We start from the raw sequence: 20675 nt of genomic DNA on the forward strand, positions 1-20675 counted from the left end.
GATTGTACCGACGTTGACGTGTGGCTTGCTACGTTCAAACTTGGCCTTTGCCATGGGTATTTCCTCTTTTTTTTGGTTCCAAGGCTTAATTCATATAAATATGACAATTAAGACAATCTTGGTCACCTTAAGATAATTGTTAAAAGGTCGCACATACTAATGTGCAGATATTATAAGAAAATTGCGACCAATAACAAGTCTTTTAACAAGTTATTGGCCTATTCTTTAGTGACAATACACAGAGATACTCTATATTGTCACCTTCAGTAAGTTTTATTTACTCGTCATCATCTTTAGAGTTGAACTTAGAGATGATTTCAGCAGCAACTGATTTTGGAATTTCAGCGTACTTTTGGAATTCCATTGAGTAAGTTGCACGGCCTTGTGACATAGAGCGCATTTGAGTGGCATAACCAAACATTTCCGCTAATGGTACTTCAGCACGAATCTGTTTAGTACCGCCAGGTAGATCTTCCATACCCTGTACCAAACCACGACGACGGTTAAGATCGCCCATGATATCGCCCATGTAGTCTTCAGGTGTTTCAACTTCTACTTTCATTACTGGCTCAAGTAGTGCTGGGTCAGCGGCTAAGAAACCTTTTCTGAAGGCCATAGAACCTGCCATTTTGAACGACAATTCATCAGAATCGACGTCATGGTAAGAACCATCATACAAGGTGGCTTTTACGCCAACGACTGGGTAGCCAGCAAGTACGCCGTTTTTCATGCGCTCTTGGATACCTTTATCAACAGCACCGTGGAATTCTTTTGGTACCGTACCACCAACAACTTCTTCAGCGAATTCGTATTCAGTGTCGCCAGCTGGATCAAGTGGCTCAAGACGTAGCCAAACGTGACCAAACTTACCACGACCACCAGTCTGACGTACAAATTTGCCTTCTTGTTCAACCGTGTTACGAATCGTCTCACGATAAGCAACCTGCGGCGCACCGATGTTTGCTTCAACGTTGAATTCACGCTTCATACGATCAACAAGAATCTCTAGATGTAGCTCACCCATACCACTGATGATTGTCTGACCAGATTCTTCGTCAGTGTGTACACGGAACGATGGATCTTCTTTTGCCAAACGGCCAAGAGCGATCGACATTTTTTCTTGGTCAGCTTTAGTCTTTGGCTCAACTGCTAGAGAGATAACTGGATCTGGGAACTCCATACGCTCAAGAGTGATCACGTTGTCTTCGTCACATAGTGTATCACCAGTAGTAACATCTTTCATGCCAACTAAAGCTGCGATATCACCAGTACGAATTTCTGCAAGCTCTTCTTGAGAGTTTGCCATCATCTGTACGATACGGCCAACACGCTCACGCTTCATTTTAACTGGGTTATAAACGCTGCTACCCTGCTTCATGACACCAGAATAAACACGTACGAAGGTTAGGTTACCAACGAACTTGTCGTTCATGATTTTGAACGCTAGTGCTGAGAAAGGTGCTTCATCTGATGCTTCACGGCTGCCTTCGCTTTCGTCTTTGTCATCAAGAATACCTTTAATAGCAGGTACGTCGATTGGTGCTGGTAGATACTGGATAACCGCATCTAGCATCTTTTGTACACCTTTGTTTTTAAAGGCAGTACCACAAAGAAGTGGGATGATTTCATTATCGATAGTCAACTGACGAATAGCACTGTGTATCTGGTCTACAGTCAATTCACCGTTTTCTAGATATTCGTTCATCAACTCTTCGTTGGCTTCAGCAGCGCTTTCTACAAGATATTCGCGGTATTCTGCTGCTTTGTCTTGTAGTTCAGTTGGGATATCACGCTCATCATACTGCATACCTTGAGACGCTTCGTCCCAATAGATAGCTTTCATGGTCACTAGATCAACAACGCCTTCGAAGTCATCTTCTTTCCCAATTGGAATAACCAATGGTACTGGCTTGCCGCCAAGACGGGTTTTGATCTGTTCGATAACACGATAGAAATCAGCACCAACACGGTCCATTTTATTTACAAATGCAAGACGTGGTACTTTGTATTTGTTCGCCTGACGCCATACGGTCTCAGACTGTGGCTGAACGCCGCCTACTGCACAGTAAACCATGCAAGCGCCATCAAGTACACGCATAGAACGTTCAACTTCGATCGTGAAGTCAACGTGACCTGGGGTATCGATGATGTTAATACGGTGTTCGTCAAACTGTTTAGCCATACCTGACCAAAAACAAGTTGTTGCTGCTGAGGTAATAGTAATACCACGCTCTTGTTCTTGCTCCATCCAGTCCATAGTGGCTGCGCCATCATGTACTTCGCCAATTTTGTGGCTAACACCGGTATAGAATAAAACACGCTCAGTAGTGGTCGTTTTACCAGCATCGATGTGCGCTGAAATACCAATATTGCGATAGCGTTTTAGGGGAGTTTTACGAGCCATAGTGTTTTCCTAGGAAAAGTCGTGTATATAATAATGTATTGTGTCTCTACCTCATACTCTATGACAAAGCGTTCAGCTTCGTAATATTACTTACTGATTATTGAGCCTAATACGGACAAAAAAAGAGCAAATACTAAGAATAGTGTGGCATCAAATTTGGGATGTTCTCTAATGAAAGGATGAAAGTCATACTTGTTAAGAGAAACATCTGGATAGATGTCCGCCACCCCAGTCATTAATAAATAACATTTATATATGACCGAATGATGATGGCGGCAATCAATAGAATAAACAACAATGTAAGATTAATGAGTATGAGCCACTAATCTCAAGCTACTGTTAAAAAGTAGCTTAGAAACGGTAATGAGAGAATGCTTTGTTAGCATCTGCCATGCGGTGAACTTCGTCACGCTTTTTCATAGCAGCGCCTTTGCCATCAGCAGCATCATTCAATTCGCCAGCTAAACGCAAAGCCATTGATTTTTCAGAACGCTTAGCAGCAGCTTCAGCTAACCAACGCATAGCCAAGGCAGTACGACGGGAGGGGCGTACTTCCATTGGTACTTGATAGGTTGCACCGCCAACGCGGCGAGCTTTTACTTCTACCATTGGGCGTACGTTTTCAAGCACTTCTTCGAAGAAAGATACTGGATCTTCAACTTTACGCTTCTCACTTACTGTCTCAAGTGCACCGTAAACGATACGCTCAGCAGTAGATTTTTTACCATCACTCATTACATGGTTGATGAATTTTGCAACAGTTTGGCTACCAAATTTAGGATCCGGTAGGATCTCACGGGCAGCAACGACGCGACGTCTTGGCATAATAAATTTCCTTATCTTCAGGAGTGTCTAACATTCACAACATCGACTACTTATCATTAGGATATAGCAGTGAGTTATCAGTTAGCCTTACTGCATGGTGGTATGTTTTAAGAGCAAATCACAGATATATTTATATAAAAGTGATATTACTACTGACACCGAACCCATGCACAGTTATTGGGTAGTGCAAAAAGCTTTGTTAATAACGTTTAGTTATTAAACTTTAGGCTTCTTAGCACCGTACTTAGAGCGACCTTGCTTACGGTCTTTAACGCCTGCGCAATCTAATGCACCGCGAACAGTGTGATAACGTACACCTGGTAAATCTTTTACACGACCACCACGGATTAGAACAACACTGTGCTCTTGTAGGTTATGACCTTCACCGCCGATGTAGCTTGATACTTCATAGCCTGAAGTCAAACGTACACGACATACTTTACGCATGGCAGAGTTAGGTTTTTTTGGCGTGGTAGTATATACACGAGTACATACACCGCGACGCTGTGGGCACGCTTCCAACGCAGGAACTTTTGACTTTTCCTTGATGGTTTTGCGACCTTTACGAATCAATTGGTTAGTTGTTGCCATAAGGCATCCTTCTCCCGTTTGGTATAAAACAAAAAAATGGGCCAATGCACCATCTATCTGGCAATAATTGCAGATTTCTGGGCACCCATTTTTAGGACAGTGTATTATAAAGAGTTGTTGCTGCTATTTCAACCACTTATGAATGGTTTCGCTTTACAACATTTGATAGATATGCATTCAGCCTCACATTATATCACTTTATCGTTTTTTCGCCGAAAAATAGCGTCATAAATAAAGTAAACAAGGCAAGCTCAAGCACCATTAAGAAAAGATATTCGAATAGAAATGCTGCTTGATAGTAACTAAGTGGTGGTATTTATCCTGATTTCAAGTCACTCTACTCAATCAGACCAAGATAAATACCATTGTGCTTATTAATATACGTAGCCAAGCGAATAAGTAGTATGTCTATTACTTGGCTTTTTTATCAGACGTTTGCTTGTCTAAGTCTTTTTTGCTGCTGGTGTCTTCTGTATCGCTATTTTCTTCTGTCTTTTCTGTGTCTTTCTGCGCATCGTTATTGCTGGATTTTTTTACTTCAGCCTCGCTACTACTGTCATCAGTAATGGCACGATTGGCAAGTTTTGCCTCTGGCGCGAAAGTCGCTTGAGCAACGCCAATCACTTCATCAATCAACTGACTGTTGTAATGTACGCCGATGGCTACTGCTGTAACGGGAATGAAACGGCGAACCCATAATAGGTTGATTTTGTCCAAATCAATTCCTACTTGGCTAGCAATACTGTCTATTTGCTCAGCATAGTAGTTTACGTTTTGATTTTTTAGACCTAAGTTCTTGAGCTCACTATGCAACCCACGGCTCTGAGCATTATCAAGCAAACCTTTACCGATACCCATACCTGCTAGCAATGCTTGTTTTTCTTGCATTTTGCTTAGGTCTGCATTCGAGAGCAATTCGTATGCCATTTTCACACCTTGTTTACCCGTTAGCGGCTTATTGTATATAGCTGCAATTTGGTAGACAGTACGTAGAGATACCAATAATAACCATAAAGTATCAGCCAGTAGACCTGGTAGACCTGCTAGACCTGTCAGGCCACCCATTGCTGCAAGTGCACGGTTTTGGTTAGCAATATCGGTTGCAAGTGCATAACGCTCTTCATCATCTAAAGTAGCAATATTGGCAAAGCGATGCTCGTTCGGTAAGTCTAATTGACTCCAGTTTGATGCAAGTTTTGCAACTTGAGCAAACGCGCTATCAACGGTGGATTGAAAAAAGCTATTTGGCACGACTTTTTTGGCATATTTACCATAAGTAGCAAAACGTGGACCCAATAATTGCTGCGTAGCCTTTAAGGTTTGCTCACGAAATAAGTCTTGTTGATAGTCCTCATCGCCTAGATCTACCGCTTTATATTGACGCGGCTTGCCTGTTTTGGCGTTCATGCTATCAATCATGGAGCCTACGCGCTCTAGGTTATTACGTGTGAAAGAGCCAATAGTATTGATACTTTTTGAAAGAGTACTACGCTTTGCCATCGTGATGTCCTTAGTATGATGATTGGTTTTATTCTAGTATTAGTAATCTTAAGCAATTATTTTAGTCAATCGCTATAGTCTTTGTCAGTGCGAACAATGTTATCACTGTCACAAATTTTGTATCTAAAAGTATAACTTAATTTTTGTCCGACTTAACCATAGCCTTTAGGTTACCCACATTGTCTTTCATAAATAGACAAGCGATTGCTTGAACAAAAGAGCTTCATAGCCACTTACTTTCTCATTACCTTGTAGCGATAGAGGCTATTTCGCCATTATTTTACACTTGTCCAAAGATTTTCAACGCTTGATACGTTATCATGTGCCGTAAGTTAGAGCATAATTGTACACTGAATTGATATCGTCTTTAATAGGCTGTAGTTACCTTAATTCATGCTATCGTTATCTACATAGACTATTTTTTCACTATAATGCTCAAATTCATTCATCGTTAAACCTCATATATAGATTTACAACGATTATTGCCTGTCAATAGCGGCAAATCGTTACTTACAAGGAATAGAATATGCGTCGCGTCGTTATCACTGGAGCAGGGATTGTCTCTTGTATCGGACATGATTTAGCCACGGTCACTACTGCTCTTAAAGAAGGAAAGTCTGGTATTACGTTTAATGATTCTTATGCTGAGCACGAGTTTAAATCACACGTGAGCGGTAGTATTAATCAATCAGAACTGGATACTAGTGGTATCGATCGTAAGCTCAAACGCTTTTTTAGTGATGCCAGTCTGTACGCTTATGTCAGTGCACTAAACGCCATTGAGCATTCAGGACTGTCACTTGACACCATCAATAACAATCCACGCGTGGGCGTCGTCGCAAGCTCGGGCGGTGCGTCAACAGAAAACATCGTGAACGCTGTAGATGCTATGCGTGAAAAAGGTCTACGCGGTGTCGGTGCGATGGCTGTACCTAAAACCATGGGCAGCTCAGTATCAGCAGCCCTAGCCACTGGTCTAAAAATCCAAGGTGTCTCCTACTCGCTTGCCTCTGCTTGCGCGACCTCGACTCATTGTATCGGTCATGCCGCTGAGCTTATCCAACTGGGGAAAGCCGATGTGATATTGGCTGGTGGTAGTGAAGCTGAGCATTGGACACAGTCTTGTATGTTTGATGCGATGGGTGCAGTGAGTACTCAATATAACGACACGCCAACACTCGCTTCAAGAGCTTATGACAAAGATCGCGATGGTTTTGTGATTGCTGCTGGTGGCGCAATGGTTGTGGTTGAAAGCTTAGAGCACGCACAAGCACGTGGCGCCAATATCTTGGCTGAAATCGTGGGTTATGGTGCTACCTCTGATGGTGCTGAGATGGTTGCGCCAAGTGGTGAAGGCGCTGTACGCTGTATGCAACAGGCCTTAGCTGAAGCTGGCCTAGAAAGCGTTGATTATATCAATAGCCATGGTACCAGCACACCATTGGGTGATATCACAGAACTCAAAGCGATTGCCAAAGTTTTTGATAACGATGTCAGCAAAGTACCGGCTATCAGCTCAACCAAATCAATGACAGGTCATAGCTTAGGCGCTGTTGGTGCGCAAGAGCTGATTTACTGCTTACTTATGCTACAAGATGGCTTTATTGCCCCAAGCATCAACGTTGACAACCTAGATCCTGCAGCTGAAGGTTTCGATATCGTCACCCAAATGCGCGAATCCAATCTTGAAACTTTGATGAGCAATAGCTTTGGCTTTGGTGGTACTAATGCCACGTTAATCATCAAAAAATTCGACGCTTAAACCATGGTCGCACCAAATCAAATGATAACTGAGCAGACAGATTCTGACCCATCGCCAGCTAGTAAATCTAGCTGGCGTTTTGGTGATGTGTCAGCTGCTGAATTAATGCCACAGCTAAGACGCCATTTACTCAATCAAGATGATGCAGCAAATTGGCAATTGGCTTGGTTAAATAATGATGGACGACCAGTGATTGGCTTACTGCCTAAAGTCAGCTGGTCGGTTTATGCTACTGATCAAAAACCTTCTAAAGATTCAGTCAATAATTATAGAGTGGTTAAAAACTGCCGTGATAACTGCTCTACTCATAGCAAACCTATCACGACAGCCTATATGAGTTATCTAGAATGGCAAAATGAGCTTATTGCTTACAGCAAAGCTTATGATACCGATAGTAATAGCTCAAACAACATAGATTCGAAAAGCACAAAACCCAATTATCATCATGGTCTAGTTGGTTTTATCGGTTACGATATCGCTGCTTATGAGTTAAGTCCTGCAGACAGAATCAAATTGGCGAATCAACCTTGTGCCTCGTTAGGGCATTACGATATCTATCTAACACCTGCTGCAGATACTGATACCGGTTGGGAGCTAAAAAGCATTCAAACCAATAGTAGCTCTGATGAAGCTGTCGGCAATAAGGCAAAAAATGAGTTGGTAACTGATCTGACATCCTACCTAGATGAACTGGATAAAAAGCTATCTAACAAATATCTTAATCAAGCACAATCTAAGAGCACATCACATACTAGACCTATCGTCCTAACGGCACGATGGAGCAAGCGTGATTATCAGCAAGCATTTGATCGTACCCAAGACTATCTACAGCAAGGCGATTGCTATCAAATTAACCTGACGCAAAAGTGGTCTGGCTATCTGCCATATAAAAACGATGCGACTCAACCAACTTCAGCACTTATCGACTATCTCCCTTCACTGAATCACAATACGCAAGCACCTTTCGCAGGCTATTTGAGTGTTAATGGCGCGAGCGTTGAGCACGTTGATGCCCTTAACCACAGTTTTGAGTTATTAAGCTGCTCCCCTGAGCTGTTTTTTACTTTTACCAAAGATAATGCTACTAATAAACACCATATCCTGACCAAGCCAATCAAAGGCACTATGCCTCGTGGCTCCACTGATAAGCAAGATGAATCGTATAAGCAACAACTGGTCGATAGCGAAAAAGACCGTGCCGAAAATGTCATGATTGTGGATTTACTACGCAATGATTTGGGTAAATATGCCAAAATCGGTAGCGTAAAAGTACCGCAACTGTTTGCGATTGAAAGCTTTAGTAACGTTCATCATATGGTCAGCACTATTACTGCTGAGCTAAAATCTGATACTCACCCATTGGCTGTACTGTTTGGTAGTTTGCCTGCTGGCTCTATCACTGGCACACCAAAAAAACGAGCCGTCGAAATCATTGCCGAACTCGAATCCACACCGCGCGGTGCTTATTGTGGCACTATGGGTTATATGAACTTTGATGGCAGTGGTCAATGGAATGTGTTGATTCGCACGCTACAAGCGAATGCGTTATCACATGATGAATTCGTCAAGGAAAGACAGATCAATCTATGGGCGGGTGGCGGTATTACGGTCGCGTCTGATTGTAATGCTGAATATCAAGAGTGCTTAGATAAGGTAGGTAATCTACTGGCAGTGTTGGCGAAAAAAGTATAAACGACTGAAATACTATTTTGCGCTGGCCTCTAAAAAGAAAAGCCTGCTTAACATTGCGTTAGCAGGCTTTTTTAGTACTTATCGATAGCATCTACTACACAAGCAGGTAAACCATTAATCAGCCGTCATGCTAGTCTCTGTATGCAGCTCTTTTAGCGCATTAATCAAACGCTCATGCTGATCTGAGGTACCAACAGTAATACGCAAATACTCATTAATACGCGGCTTATCAAAATGGCGAACGATAATCCCTTGATCGCGCAATATACTCGCCACAGCACTTGCATTACCATCTTTTGGACGCGCAAAGATAAAGTTGGCATGCGAGGGCAATACTTTATAGCCTAGCGCCGTCAACTCTGAGGTCAATGACGTACGCAAATCGATGACCTGTTGACGAGTTTGCTCAAAATAATCCACATCTAGCACACTTGCCGTTGCACCAGCTTGCGCTAACTTATCCAGTGGGTAGCTATTAAAGCTATTTTTCATACGCGTCAATGCTTCAATCAACGAAGCACTACCAAAGGCCATCCCAACACGTAAACCAGCAAGTGACCGTGATTTTGAAAAGGTCTGCGTCACGATAACGTTGTCACATTCATTGATCAAGCTGACCGCTGAGACTTGCGCGTCTGTACTGTCTGCATCAGTCTGAGCAAAATCAATGTATGCCTCGTCAATTACAATCACGGCATTAGAATGCTCGCTTGCTAGCTTACGGATATCAGCAAGTGATAAGAGCAAACCTGTTGGCGCATTCGGATTGGCAATAATGATACCGCTACAAGGCTGGCGATAAGCATCAGGATCGATACTAAAATCGTCTTCTAGCGGAATCTTGACGAGATGCACACCAAAAGTCTGCGCGTAGACAGGATAAAAGCTGTAGCCAATATCGGGGGATAAAAGCGGACGCTCTTTTAGGAAAAAACTGGCAAATATAAGCGCCAATACTTCATCTGAGCCATTACCGACAAACACTTGGCTGACATCAAGGTCATATGCTTGTGCCAGTGCAGCACGTAGGTCGTTGGATTCAGGTGCCGGATATAAACGCAGCTCTTGCGCTTGCTGAGTGAGTACCTTAGCGATTGCCTCCCCTACTTTTGGTGAGGGCGGAAATGGGTTTTCATTGGTGTTCAGTTTGCATAAATTGTCGTGCTGTGGCTGTTCACCCGGCACATAAGGTGACAAATTGCGTGCTTTAGATGACCAAAGTCTGGTATCTATCTTTGACTCACTCATAAATTATCCTACTAATTAGCCATACAGACTATTAAAAATATCTATCAAAAGTAACACCGAAGACGCTCAAAATATTTTACTGATAACGATAACGGGCTGAGCGCGCATGGGCCTCTAGGTCCTCACGTTGCGCTAAAATATCCGCCGTCTCAGCCAATGGCTTGCTACCGGATTCACTGCAATAAATAATTGATGATTTCTTCTGAAAGTCATAAACACCTAACGGTGAAGAAAAGCGCGCAGTACCGGATGTTGGTAGCACATGGTTTGGACCTGCACAGTAATCCCCAATGGCCTCAGGCGTGTGGCGACCCATAAAGATAGCACCCGCATGACGAATATCATTTAATAGTGCGTCAGGATTATCAACGGACAACTCCAAATGCTCAGGAGCAATACGATTGATAAGCGCCATACCTTCGCTACGATCTTTTACCAGTATCAGTGCACCACGGTTTTGTAGCGAATCGCGTGCGATATCTGCTTTTGGTAGCTCAGCGAGTGCTCTTTCTATCTCTAACGCAACTTCTTTTAGCTGCTCTTCACTGGTCGTCACAAAGATAGCTTGAGCGATACGGTCGTGCTCTGCTTGCGACAACAAATCCATCGCGAGCCAATCAGCTCGATCTTGCGCTTCACCCTCTGCATATACCAACACTTCTGAGGGGCCTGCAATCATATCAATGCCGACTTGTCCAAATACTGCGCGTTTGGCTGCCGCGACATACTTATTACCCGGCCCTGTGATTTTGTCCACGGCTGGAATAGTCTCAGTGCCATAGGCTAAAGCTGCTACCGCCTGCGCGCCGCCAATGGTAAAGACACGGTCAACTTGAGCCAAATGTGCTGCTGCTAATACCAAAGGATTGAGCACCCCTTTTGGCGCTGGTACGACCATGATTACTTCAGCGACGCCAGCCACTTTGGCAGGAATAGCATTCATCAGTACTGATGATGGATAAGATGCCAAGCCACCCGGCACATAAATGCCAACGCGATCAAGTGGTGTGACTTTTTGACCTAAGCGATTGCCTAGCTCATCTTCATATTGCCACGTTTCTTGTACTTGGCGCTCATGAAAGGTCTGTACCCGAGTAGCTGCTGTGGTCAACGCCGTCTTTACATTCTGATCCAGATTGGCAAATGCATCGGCAAGTGCTTCTTTAGACAGCTCTAACTCTTGCATCGTTGTCGCTGGATGCTGATCGAATTGCTGAGTCAATGTCAATACGACGCTATCGCCATCCGCACGTACTTGTGCGATTATATCGTCAACGGTATGTAATAATTCAGCATCATTGACGGTTTCAAAGGCAAGCAGTTGTGTCAATTGATTATCAAAATCGGCATCTTGGGTACTTAACTGGCGCATGACCTAATCCTATATCTGAGCATAAAATACTGCTGAAAATAAACGGCGTGAATATAGCTGAAGTATGCTTATTATTCACAAATATGGCGACTTAGTCGCTGTCTTCTTGTCTAAATTTTACGGTGATTTTATTTTTTCGTAAGCTAAGACAATAAAACCAGTTTAGCACGCTATATCACTCATAGCCTGCTAAACTGGTTTAAAAATTCGCATCATCATGCTTTATATTACCAATGATTGACACCGGTTTACTAGGCATTGGCAATACTGTTTTTAAAGCTGTCTAAAATGGGTTCTAGTAACGCAAATTTGCGCTTATAGCTGACTTGATTGACGATAAGACGTGATGACACATCACAAATATGATCGCGCGCTTCAAGCCCATTCGCGCGTAGAGTATTACCCGTATCAACCACATCGACAATCAAATCGCCCAAGCCGACCAATGGCGCAAGCTCCATTGAACCATAAAGCTTGATAACATCAACTTGCTGACCTTGGCTCGCAAAATAAGCGCGCGCTACATTGACATATTTGGTCGCGATACGCAGACGACGATTGGGCAGTGGTGCATCTTTTACGCCAGCAGTCATCAATTTGCATTGAGCAATTTTTAAATCAAGCAATTCATACACGTGGTTCGCGCCATGCTCAAGCAGAACATCTTTCCCCGCTACACCAAAGTCAGCCGCACCGTGTTCGACATAGGTCGGTACGTCGCTCGCACGCAAGATTAATACACGTACATTTGGGTTTGATGTTGGAAAAATAAGTTTGCGCGAGGCTTCAGGGTCTTCTAAAAGATCAACACCCGCTGCACGTAGCAGTGGCATCGTCTCTTCTAAAATACGGCCTTTTGATAACGCCAAGGTTAGACCTGAAAACGCATCGTTTACTTCGTTTAGTAGACCGTCGGCTGGTGCAGGTTTGCTTGTCTCAGTCATAATGACATCATGTCCATGTGCAGTTAGTTTCCCCATTTAAGGGAAGTTTTAATGTATAACGTAATTCATATATAAACTACGGTTGACCTATCAATACTAATTGTTGGTATTGACACGTTGGATATTAACACCAAGGCTACGCAGCTTTTCTTCGACATGCTCATAACCACGGTCAATATGATAAATGCGGTCAATCAAGCTCTCGCCTTCTGCCGTTGCAGCAGCCATTACGAGTGACATAGAGGCGCGTAAATCTGTTGCCATAACAGGTGCCGCCGTAAAGTTCTCGACGCCTCTGATTACCGCAGTATGACCATCCACTTGGATAGACGCACCCAAGCGATTAAGCTCAGGCACATGCATATAGCGGTTTTCAAAAATATTTTCGATAATGGTGCTCGTTCCATCAGCCAGACAGCAAATCGCCATCAACTGAGCTTGCATGTCCGTTGGAAAACCTGGATGTGGCTGAGTGCGAATATCTACTGGCTTTGGACGCCCTTTCATTTGCGCGCGAATCCAGTCATCACCTGTCGTAATTACCGCACCCATCGCTTCAAACTTCTCAAGTACTGGATACAATAAAGATGCCGTGGTGTTTTTGGTCAGCACATCACCTTGAGTCATCAAGGCACCAGCGAGATACGAGCCTGTCTCAATACGATCCGGTACCACTGAATACTCACAACCGTGTAGACGTTCTACCCCTTCAATGGTCATGGTAGAAGTACCGATACCGCTGATTTTGGCACCCATCGCAACTAACATATTGGCTAAATCGACTACTTCTGGCTCTAATGCACAGTTAGCCAAAACTGTCGTGCCTTTAGCCAATGCTGCTGCCATGATGACGTTTTCCGTACCACCAACTGTCACCATATCAAATGAGAAGTGGCAGCCAATCAGCTTACCGCCTTTAGGCGCTTGCGCTTTCACGTAACCATTCTCTACGCTGATTACCGCACCCATCGCTTCAAACGCTTTTAGATGCTGATCAACAGGACGTGAACCAATCGCACAGCCACCAGGTAGTGACACTTCAGCTTCGCCAAAACGTGCCAATAACGGACCTAATACCAAAATTGATGCGCGCATGGTTTTTACCAAATCGTACGGCGCATAAAAATTATCGATACTTTTTGTATCGCAAGTGACCGTATCGCCCTGCTTTTGGATATCAATCCCCATGCCACCGATCAATTCAATCAATGTACGCACGTCTTTTAGCGACGGTACATTGTGCAATGTCGTTGGGGTCTCGGCCAGTATCATAGCGGCAAGTAATGGCAAAGCGGCATTTTTGGCGCCTGAAATAGTAACTTCCCCTGCGATACGACTACTACCAGTGATTAAAAATTGATCCATAAGGGTGACAACCTAGCGATGAGTATAAAAAATGATGAAAACCAGGTAGATAGAATTCATCTATTGATATGACGAATTCCATATTATCTGGTCGTGTAGAAAGCTATTTAATTAGCCTTTTGATTGAGCGTCCCATTCAGCAGGCGTTAGCGCTTGAATATTGAGGGCATGAATATCGCCACTCGCAATCTTATCATTGACTAGCGCATAAATGGCTTGCTGACGTTGAACGGCTCGTTTACCTTCAAAGCTTGCATCAACCACGCGCACATCAAACTTATTACCTTGATTGGCAGCTTGGATAAAAGCGTCTGGGAAGTGAGTCTGTAAAATTGCGATCAAATCGTCAGCGTTCATGCTCATAGAATAGTCTGCCTTAAAGTTTAGAATAGGGTATAGATTTAAAGTGATGACATTATAACAAGAGTTTGCATATCTTACAGTACTGTCTTACCCAAGTGTATTTGAGGACTGAGACAATATGAAACATCAAGCCATTCTCAGCCACTCATACGGAGAGGGATAAGCTATTTAAGCGTTTTATCCAAGTACGTTAACACTTGCGCGCGTACGTCATTGACCCAGCGTAGCGGCGGTGCCATTGCTCCAATGCTGGTTGCGTGACTCGCGCCTTCAATCTCACCAGTTTCAACGGTGACGCCTGCTTTTTTGAATGCTTCTGTCATTTTGATTGCGTTTGTCGGATGTACGACTTTGTCTTTCTCTGCTGTTAATAACAAGTACGGTGGCTGTGCACCCTTAATCTGACGATCGGGCATCACTTGATCAGGCGTCGCATCTGGAGCAAAGGCTGTCGCACTATCGAATTTACGGAAGTCGTAGCTATAAGGCCCTGCAATACCAATGACGGTTGCAACGTCTGTTGGCTTAATGCCATAAGGCGCCAAAAAGTCTTCATTTGATACTGCGGCAACGGCATTGAACGCGCCAGCAGAGTGGCCCATGACAGCGACACGCGATGGATCAGCATGTAAGCTGGTCGCATTCTCAATACTCCAAGCAATCGCTTGCGCGGCATCTTCGACATAATCGGGATAGACGTGCTCAGGTGCTTTGCGATAATTAATCACTGCGGTGACATAGCCTGCCTGCGCTAAGCTTTGACCGACAAAAGCATACTGCTCTTTATTGCCGCTCTCCCATGAGCCGCCATGAACAAATACCACCATTGGGTAACTGCTATTGATAGCGCTTTGGGCTTTCATTGCTTGCGCCAAGGGCTTTGGATAGTAAATATCCAAATCTTGCAAAGGCTCATCACCGTATAAGATGTCTTTACTCACCCCTACACCGCCACTAGAAGTAATACCATTGACGATAGCGAGTGGTGATAATGCCTGTGCACTTTGCGTCGCGAGTGCAATACTACCTAACGCCAGCACCGCAGCGCCTGTGAATCTCAGCGTGCGTACTTTTTTACCAGTGTAAGAGCCGATGCTATTCATAGCATCTCTATTAATGTCTTCACTCTGTTGTATACGGTTTTTTGAATCCTTCATTGCCAGTATCCTATTATATTTATTAATCAATAATGAGTAGCGTTATAGCAGCTATGCTGTTTCGTTAATTGGTCAACGATATACTTTCACTTGAAAACATAAGTGACCAATATGCTGCTTGTGCTACTTTTCACTATTGATATAGTACTCACTGGCTGAGGATTTCTCGTGCTTTTACTGTTATATCTATTTAGGCTTATTGTGATTAATATCAAAAAAAGCTACTAGCATCCTATGATGTGACTGGTATCACATATAGCTAAGTAGCCATTATATAGGCTCTTATTTATCGTCAGTCATCGCTTAGTAGACTCAGCTTGGTAGACTCAGTAATTTTACTGATTTTGATAAAGGTCGATATATGGGCTTGATGATGGTTGCGCCGTAGTAGCCTCTTCTTCCGTTATTACTATCGGCGTTGCCGTACTGACAGCGGTATCTTGGACAGTGGGTGCGACCGCCGGATTGGCTAGATTGTTCTCGTACATAATATCATCATCGTTTATCTTTACACCTCTATCGTCGACAACTGTCGTCAGCAGTACCAGCTCGGTCACCCCAACAGTGCTGTTCGCCACATCAATCAGGTTGCTTTGTTGGGTGGGTGTCATGCGACCCATTATATAGACCACGCCATTGTTGGTGACTGCTTTGATCTGCGAGGTTTTGACGCCATCGCTGGCGGCTATTTTTGCCAATAGTTTTGAGGTGATATAACCATCATGAACGGTTGAGCTATAGCCTTTTGAGGCACTCACTTCCATCTCGTTGTAGACGCGGCGCACATCTGGCATAGAGCTGACGACCTTTTCTACTTCTGCTTTGAGCGCTTCAGACGGTACTTCCCCTGTGAGCAACACTTCGCTATTGAAGCTATCGATACCCATACGACTGGTCTGCTGCAAGTCTTCTTTTAACCCATACACGTTGATTTTGGCAGTATGCTCGATACTACGATCCAGTAGACGCTGCGGAATGGTGCGCTCAGTCATTGGCACACCGTAAGTTCCTTCTGTACTGTTGGTCAGATAGTTGGTGGCACAGCCTGTACTGACCACACAAGCAGCAAGCATAATGCCCGTCGTAATAGAGCGTGATGAACCAAAAATAGCAGTGCGCAAATGCATCCGTGTCATTATTTACCTCTTAGAGCATGGTGGTGACGGTGTTATAAATTCAATGAATTGAGTCAATTTTCATCTAGCAGTGATAAGACAAATTTCGTTAACAGCTACTTTACTTAATTTTGGCCAGCAGCGGTTAGGTTTTTGGTAACGAGTATTGCGCGCTAGATTCAGTCAGGCGCGCGAGTCATCCAGTATTGACGTTATATATTTACTACCATGCACTGGCTACAAAGGCGCCTTTAAGCCATTCCGGCTCATCGTTCAACGGATTCTCTTTTGAGCTGAGCTTACCTGCCGTATTATAAGCAATGACATCAAAGCGGCAGTCATGACGAGCGTACTCAGGATGCTGATGCAAAAAATACTGCGCTGCTTTAATCACTTTGCGTTGCTTGCTTGTCGTCACGCTGAGTGCTGCATCGCCATAAACCGACCGCTTGCGTTGACGAACTTCGATAAATACTAGCGTTGACCATGCAGGTCCTGCTTCCATCATGACCAGATCTAGCTCGCCTATTTTTGGCTGTTGCCAGTTTTGCGCCACCAACCGCAACCCTTGTACTTGTAAATACTCACATGCCTGCTGTTCAAACTGACTACCTTGGCGTTGTTTCGGTGAGGTTAAGCTCAAGGGTTTGTGATTCGCCATAAGGTTAATTCGTCTGCTTAACATTTAAGAATTATCATAGCACAACATGCTAAACTAGCCACTTCTGCGCGTTATGCTCTCCAAATTTATCGATTTCTTCACTCACTATTTGACTGAAAAATCATAGATAACGACTGAATATAATAGCGCACTATTATTGTTAATAACCCGAGGTTTTCATGTCTACCCCTACTGCAATGCCAGCTTGTCTCTATATCGTTGCCACGCCGATTGGCAACTTGACCGACATGACACCACACGCGATTGATGTCTTAAAACAGGTCGCGATCATTGCCTGTGAAGACACTCGCACTTCAGGTAAGCTGTTGTCGCATTTTGGTATTGATACCAAAGGCAGCAAAACGGATGAAGCAAAAAGCTCAGAGACCCGTCATGCCACAAGTAGTGTAGAAGATGATGAGACCAAAACGAAGCAAAAAGGCCATAATAAGCTATGGGCTTATCACGAACACAATAGCGCTATTCAAACGCCTAAAATCATTGAAATGATTGAGCAAGGTCATTCGGTTGCCTTGATTAGTGACGCTGGTACGCCCCTGGTCAGTGACCCAGGTTATCAATTGGTACAGGCCGCGCATGAGGCAGGCGTGCCCGTATCACCTATCGTTGGGGCTTCTGCTGCTATTGGCGCATTGTCAGTGGCAGGGTTGCCATCAGATCGATTTAGCTTTATTGGTTTTTTACCAGCCAAAACTCACGGCCGTCAGAAACAACTGAACGATTTGATCGCACGTACCGAAACTCTGATATTTTATGAAGCGCCGCATCGCATCGTATCTAGCCTAGAAGATATGGCGACGATATTTGGTGCAGACCGTGCAGTGACTTTTTGCCGGGAATTGACCAAAACGTTTGAAACGGTACATAAGAGCACCCTTGGCGAGTTGGTCGAGTTTGTGAAAGCAGACGACAATCAGCAACGCGGTGAGATCGTCGTGGTCGTCGCTGGTGTCGGTGTAGCAAAGGATACTGACGACATCAGTACTCATGATAAATTGCTACAGCGTTTGTTAGAAGATTTATCGGTCAAAAAAGCAGCCGCACTGGCCTCTGATATCACTGGTGTAAAAAAGAATGCACTTTATCAGCGTCTACTAGAGTTACAAGCTGACTAGTTTTTAACTATAAAAAAGATAACTGTTTATAAATTAATTGAAGAGAGGTAAGCAATGTACGATGTAATGGCGATAGGTAATGCGTTGGTTGATCACGAATATGTGCTGTCAGATGCTGCGCTAGAAGAGACCGAGCTGACCAAAGGTAATATGACACTAGCAGAGTTTGAGGAGCAGCAGCAACTACTGGCTTACTTTAAGTTGGCTGAGATTGAGCCATCAAAACAAGCCGGCGGTGGCTCAGCAGCCAATACGATGTTTGCCTTTGCCAGCCTCGGCGGCAAGCCGTTTTATGCTTGCCGCGTCGGTGATGACGATCAAGGGGCGTTTTACCTCAGAGACTTGCACGAAGCAGGCGTCGCAACCTCAGACAAATCTATCCATGAAGGCGGTGTGACCGGCTCCTGCGTGGTCGCTATCACCGAAGATGGCGAGCGTACCATGCAGACCTATCTTGGCACCTCAAGCGAAATCGCAGCTGACAATGTTGATTTTGATGCGTTGACGCAAGCAGACTGGCTATATTTAGAAGGCTATTTGGCTATGTCTGAAAGCATCCAACCAGCAATGACGCAACTGCGCCAACAAGCCGGGATTCATAATGCAAAAATCGCCGTGAGTTTTGCGGATCCTGCTGTAGTGAAATTTGCCAAAGATGGCCTACTTAATATGCTCGGCAATAAAGTCGCCGTGATATTCTGTAATAGCGAAGAAGCCAAGCTATTCACCGATAAAAAACAAGTCAAAGCCGCTGCCCGTGCCCTGCTTGAGCATTGCCAAACAGCGGTCGTCACTGATGGTGCCAACGGCGCGGTCATTGCCCACAAACCTGATGACGAGTCGGAGATTGAAGTTTATGACGTGGCAACGCCAGCAGTAACCAGTGTCATCGATACCAACGGCGCAGGTGATAACTACGCGGGCGCCTTCTTATATGCGCTATCGCAGCATTATAGCTTGCCAGAGTGTGGACGTCTTGCCAGCGAAATATCGTCACAAGTCATCCAGCAGTTTGGACCACGTCTTGCCTCGCAGGATTACCGAGATATCGCTCAGCGTGTCCTATCTGCTTAGATGCTGAATATGTATATTTAACGCAAACAAAAAGCCCATATCAGGTCGACATGGGCTTTTTTGTTTATGGATTATAATCACTCAAATAATTTTGCCAAATGAGCATTCTTTTATATTAAGCAGTAGCTAATGCTTGCGCAAGATCGGCTTTGATATCTTCAATATGCTCGATACCAATCGATAAACGCACCATATCTTCACTAACGCCTGCCTGCTCAAGCTCTTGCCCGTTTAACTGACGATGAGTGGTCGAGGCAGGATGACAGGCCAGTGACTTGGCATCGCCGATATTCACCAAGCGCGTAATCAGCTGTAGCGCATCGATAAAGCGCGACCCTGCCTCCAAGCCGCCTTTTACCCCAAAGGTCAAAATAGCAGAAGGCGTGCCTTTCATATATTTTTTGGCAAGCTCATGCTCAGGATGGTCAGACAGGCCTGCATATTTTACCCAAGCGACCTTGTCATGGTCACGTAAGTATTCTGCAACCGCTTGTGCGTTCTGTACATGACGCTCCATCCGTAGGCTCAGCGTCTGCATCCCCTGTAAAATACTAAAAGCATTGAGCGGACTAAGAGCAGCACCCGTATTGCGTAATGGTGCAACACGAGCACGCGCGATAAAGGCAGGCGCGCCCACGTCTTTGACAAAATTCACCCCATGATAACTGGCATCTGGCGTGTTCAGTAATGGAAAACGCTCAGGATAATCGCCCCACGCAAACGTACCGCTATCGACAATCGCACCACCAATCGACGTCCCTGTACCGCTCATATACTTGGTCAATGAATGAACCACAATGTCCGCACCAAACTCAAACGGACGGCATAACGCAGGCGTGGCAACGGTATTGTCAATCACGACAGGCACACCATACTCATGAACAATATCACTGAGCGCCTGAATATCTACGATATTACCTAGTGGGTTACCGATACTTTCGGCAAAGACCATCTTAGTCTTGTCATCGATTAGATCACGAATGGCTTCTGGGTTTTTATGATCAAAAAAGCGCACCTCGATGCCTTGACGCGGCAATGCATGGGCAAACAAATTGTAAGTACCACCATATAGCGTTGATACGGCGACGATATTGTCACCTGCTTCACAAATGGTCTGAATCGCATAAGTGATGGCAGCCATACCAGAGGCGACCGCAAGCGCACCGATACCGCCTTCAAGCGCAGCAACGCGCTCTTCTAGTACCGCATTGGTCGGATTCATAATACGCGTATAGATATTGCCCGCGACCTTTAGATCAAACAGATCAGCACCATGCTGAGTATTATCAAACGCATAGGAGCTGGTATGGTAGATAGGCACAGCGACGGATTTGGTGGTCGGCTCCACGCTATAGCCAGCATGAATTGCCAAGGTCTCAAGACGCTGGTTGTTCTTTAATTCTTGGGCTGCTTGTTCATCACTCATCGTACATTCCTTTGTATGGATTAAATGTATTGATCAAAAA

The 20675-nt window shown here is 44.4% G+C and carries 17 protein-coding genes; 4 read left to right on the forward strand and 13 right to left on the reverse strand.

Features of this window, described 5'->3' with window-relative positions; all coding sequences use genetic code 11:
- Window positions 1-277: 277 nt before the first annotated feature.
- The 4 genes from fusA to QO189_RS12425 form a co-directional block, all read right to left on the reverse strand.
- Window positions 278-2404, reverse strand: coding sequence for an elongation factor G (fusA, locus tag QO189_RS12410; RefSeq protein WP_201599905.1), 2127 nt, complete (start codon window positions 2402-2404; stop codon window positions 278-280).
- Between the two features lie 351 nt (window positions 2405-2755).
- Complete coding sequence (gene rpsG / locus QO189_RS12415) at window positions 2756-3229, reverse strand: 30S ribosomal protein S7 (protein WP_057761735.1); 474 nt, start codon at window positions 3227-3229, stop codon at window positions 2756-2758.
- A 216-nt stretch (window positions 3230-3445) separates the two neighbouring features.
- On the reverse strand, window positions 3446-3820 hold the full coding sequence (gene rpsL, locus QO189_RS12420; protein ID WP_011281154.1) for a 30S ribosomal protein S12: 375 nt from the start codon (window positions 3818-3820) through the stop codon (window positions 3446-3448).
- Between the two features lie 411 nt (window positions 3821-4231).
- Window positions 4232-5320 (reverse strand): EcsC family protein, encoded by a 1089-nt coding sequence (locus QO189_RS12425; protein ID WP_371532952.1) that lies wholly within the window; start codon window positions 5318-5320, stop codon window positions 4232-4234.
- A 526-nt stretch (window positions 5321-5846) separates the two neighbouring features.
- On the opposite strand from QO189_RS12425, the gene QO189_RS12430 reads away from it, so the two are divergent.
- Both QO189_RS12430 and QO189_RS12435 read left to right on the forward strand, forming a co-directional pair.
- Window positions 5847-7082 (forward strand): beta-ketoacyl-ACP synthase II, encoded by a 1236-nt coding sequence (locus QO189_RS12430; protein WP_371532953.1) that lies wholly within the window; start codon window positions 5847-5849, stop codon window positions 7080-7082.
- A gap of 3 nt (window positions 7083-7085) precedes the next feature.
- Window positions 7086-8774, forward strand: a complete 1689-nt coding sequence (locus QO189_RS12435) for an anthranilate synthase component I family protein (RefSeq protein WP_371532954.1) — start codon at window positions 7086-7088, stop codon at window positions 8772-8774.
- Window positions 8775-8888: 114 nt separating this feature from the next.
- Here the strand turns inward: QO189_RS12435 and hisC are convergent, their stop codons facing one another.
- The 8 genes from hisC to QO189_RS12475 form a co-directional block, all read right to left on the reverse strand.
- On the reverse strand, window positions 8889-10022 hold the full coding sequence (gene hisC / locus QO189_RS12440) for a histidinol-phosphate transaminase (RefSeq protein WP_371532955.1): 1134 nt from the start codon (window positions 10020-10022) through the stop codon (window positions 8889-8891).
- A 76-nt stretch (window positions 10023-10098) separates the two neighbouring features.
- Complete coding sequence (gene hisD, locus QO189_RS12445) at window positions 10099-11394, reverse strand: histidinol dehydrogenase (RefSeq protein ID WP_371532956.1); 1296 nt, start codon at window positions 11392-11394, stop codon at window positions 10099-10101.
- Between the two features lie 251 nt (window positions 11395-11645).
- Window positions 11646-12338, reverse strand: a complete 693-nt coding sequence (gene hisG, locus QO189_RS12450; RefSeq protein WP_071002912.1) for an ATP phosphoribosyltransferase — start codon at window positions 12336-12338, stop codon at window positions 11646-11648.
- A 96-nt stretch (window positions 12339-12434) separates the two neighbouring features.
- The gene (gene murA, locus QO189_RS12455; protein ID WP_371532957.1) at window positions 12435-13703 is read right to left on the reverse strand and encodes a UDP-N-acetylglucosamine 1-carboxyvinyltransferase; all 1269 of its coding nucleotides are present in this window, start codon (window positions 13701-13703) and stop codon (window positions 12435-12437) included.
- A 111-nt stretch (window positions 13704-13814) separates the two neighbouring features.
- Window positions 13815-14066, reverse strand: coding sequence for a BolA family protein (locus QO189_RS12460; protein WP_371532958.1), 252 nt, complete (start codon window positions 14064-14066; stop codon window positions 13815-13817).
- Window positions 14067-14230: 164 nt separating this feature from the next.
- On the reverse strand, window positions 14231-15223 hold the full coding sequence (locus QO189_RS12465; RefSeq protein WP_371532959.1) for an alpha/beta hydrolase: 993 nt from the start codon (window positions 15221-15223) through the stop codon (window positions 14231-14233).
- Between the two features lie 335 nt (window positions 15224-15558).
- A complete protein-coding gene (locus tag QO189_RS12470) occupies window positions 15559-16359 on the reverse strand; it encodes a BON domain-containing protein (RefSeq protein WP_371532960.1) in 801 nt (266 codons plus the stop codon).
- A gap of 202 nt (window positions 16360-16561) precedes the next feature.
- Window positions 16562-17023: a YraN family protein gene (locus QO189_RS12475; protein WP_371532961.1), complete on the reverse strand. Its 462-nt coding sequence runs from the start codon at window positions 17021-17023 to the stop codon at window positions 16562-16564.
- Window positions 17024-17178: 155 nt separating this feature from the next.
- Between QO189_RS12475 and rsmI the strand changes: the two genes are divergently transcribed.
- Window positions 17179-18135: a 16S rRNA (cytidine(1402)-2'-O)-methyltransferase gene (rsmI, locus tag QO189_RS12480; protein ID WP_371532962.1), complete on the forward strand. Its 957-nt coding sequence runs from the start codon at window positions 17179-17181 to the stop codon at window positions 18133-18135.
- Between the two features lie 54 nt (window positions 18136-18189).
- Window positions 18190-19209 (forward strand): adenosine kinase, encoded by a 1020-nt coding sequence (locus tag QO189_RS12485; protein ID WP_371532963.1) that lies wholly within the window; start codon window positions 18190-18192, stop codon window positions 19207-19209.
- A gap of 115 nt (window positions 19210-19324) precedes the next feature.
- Here the strand turns inward: QO189_RS12485 and QO189_RS12490 are convergent, their stop codons facing one another.
- The gene (locus QO189_RS12490) at window positions 19325-20635 is read right to left on the reverse strand and encodes an O-acetylhomoserine aminocarboxypropyltransferase/cysteine synthase family protein (RefSeq protein WP_371532964.1); all 1311 of its coding nucleotides are present in this window, start codon (window positions 20633-20635) and stop codon (window positions 19325-19327) included.
- Between the last annotated feature and the right edge of the window lie 40 nt (window positions 20636-20675).

Source organism: Psychrobacter sp. Arc29 (assembly GCF_041431175.1).
Lineage (GTDB): Bacteria > Pseudomonadota > Gammaproteobacteria > Pseudomonadales > Moraxellaceae > Psychrobacter.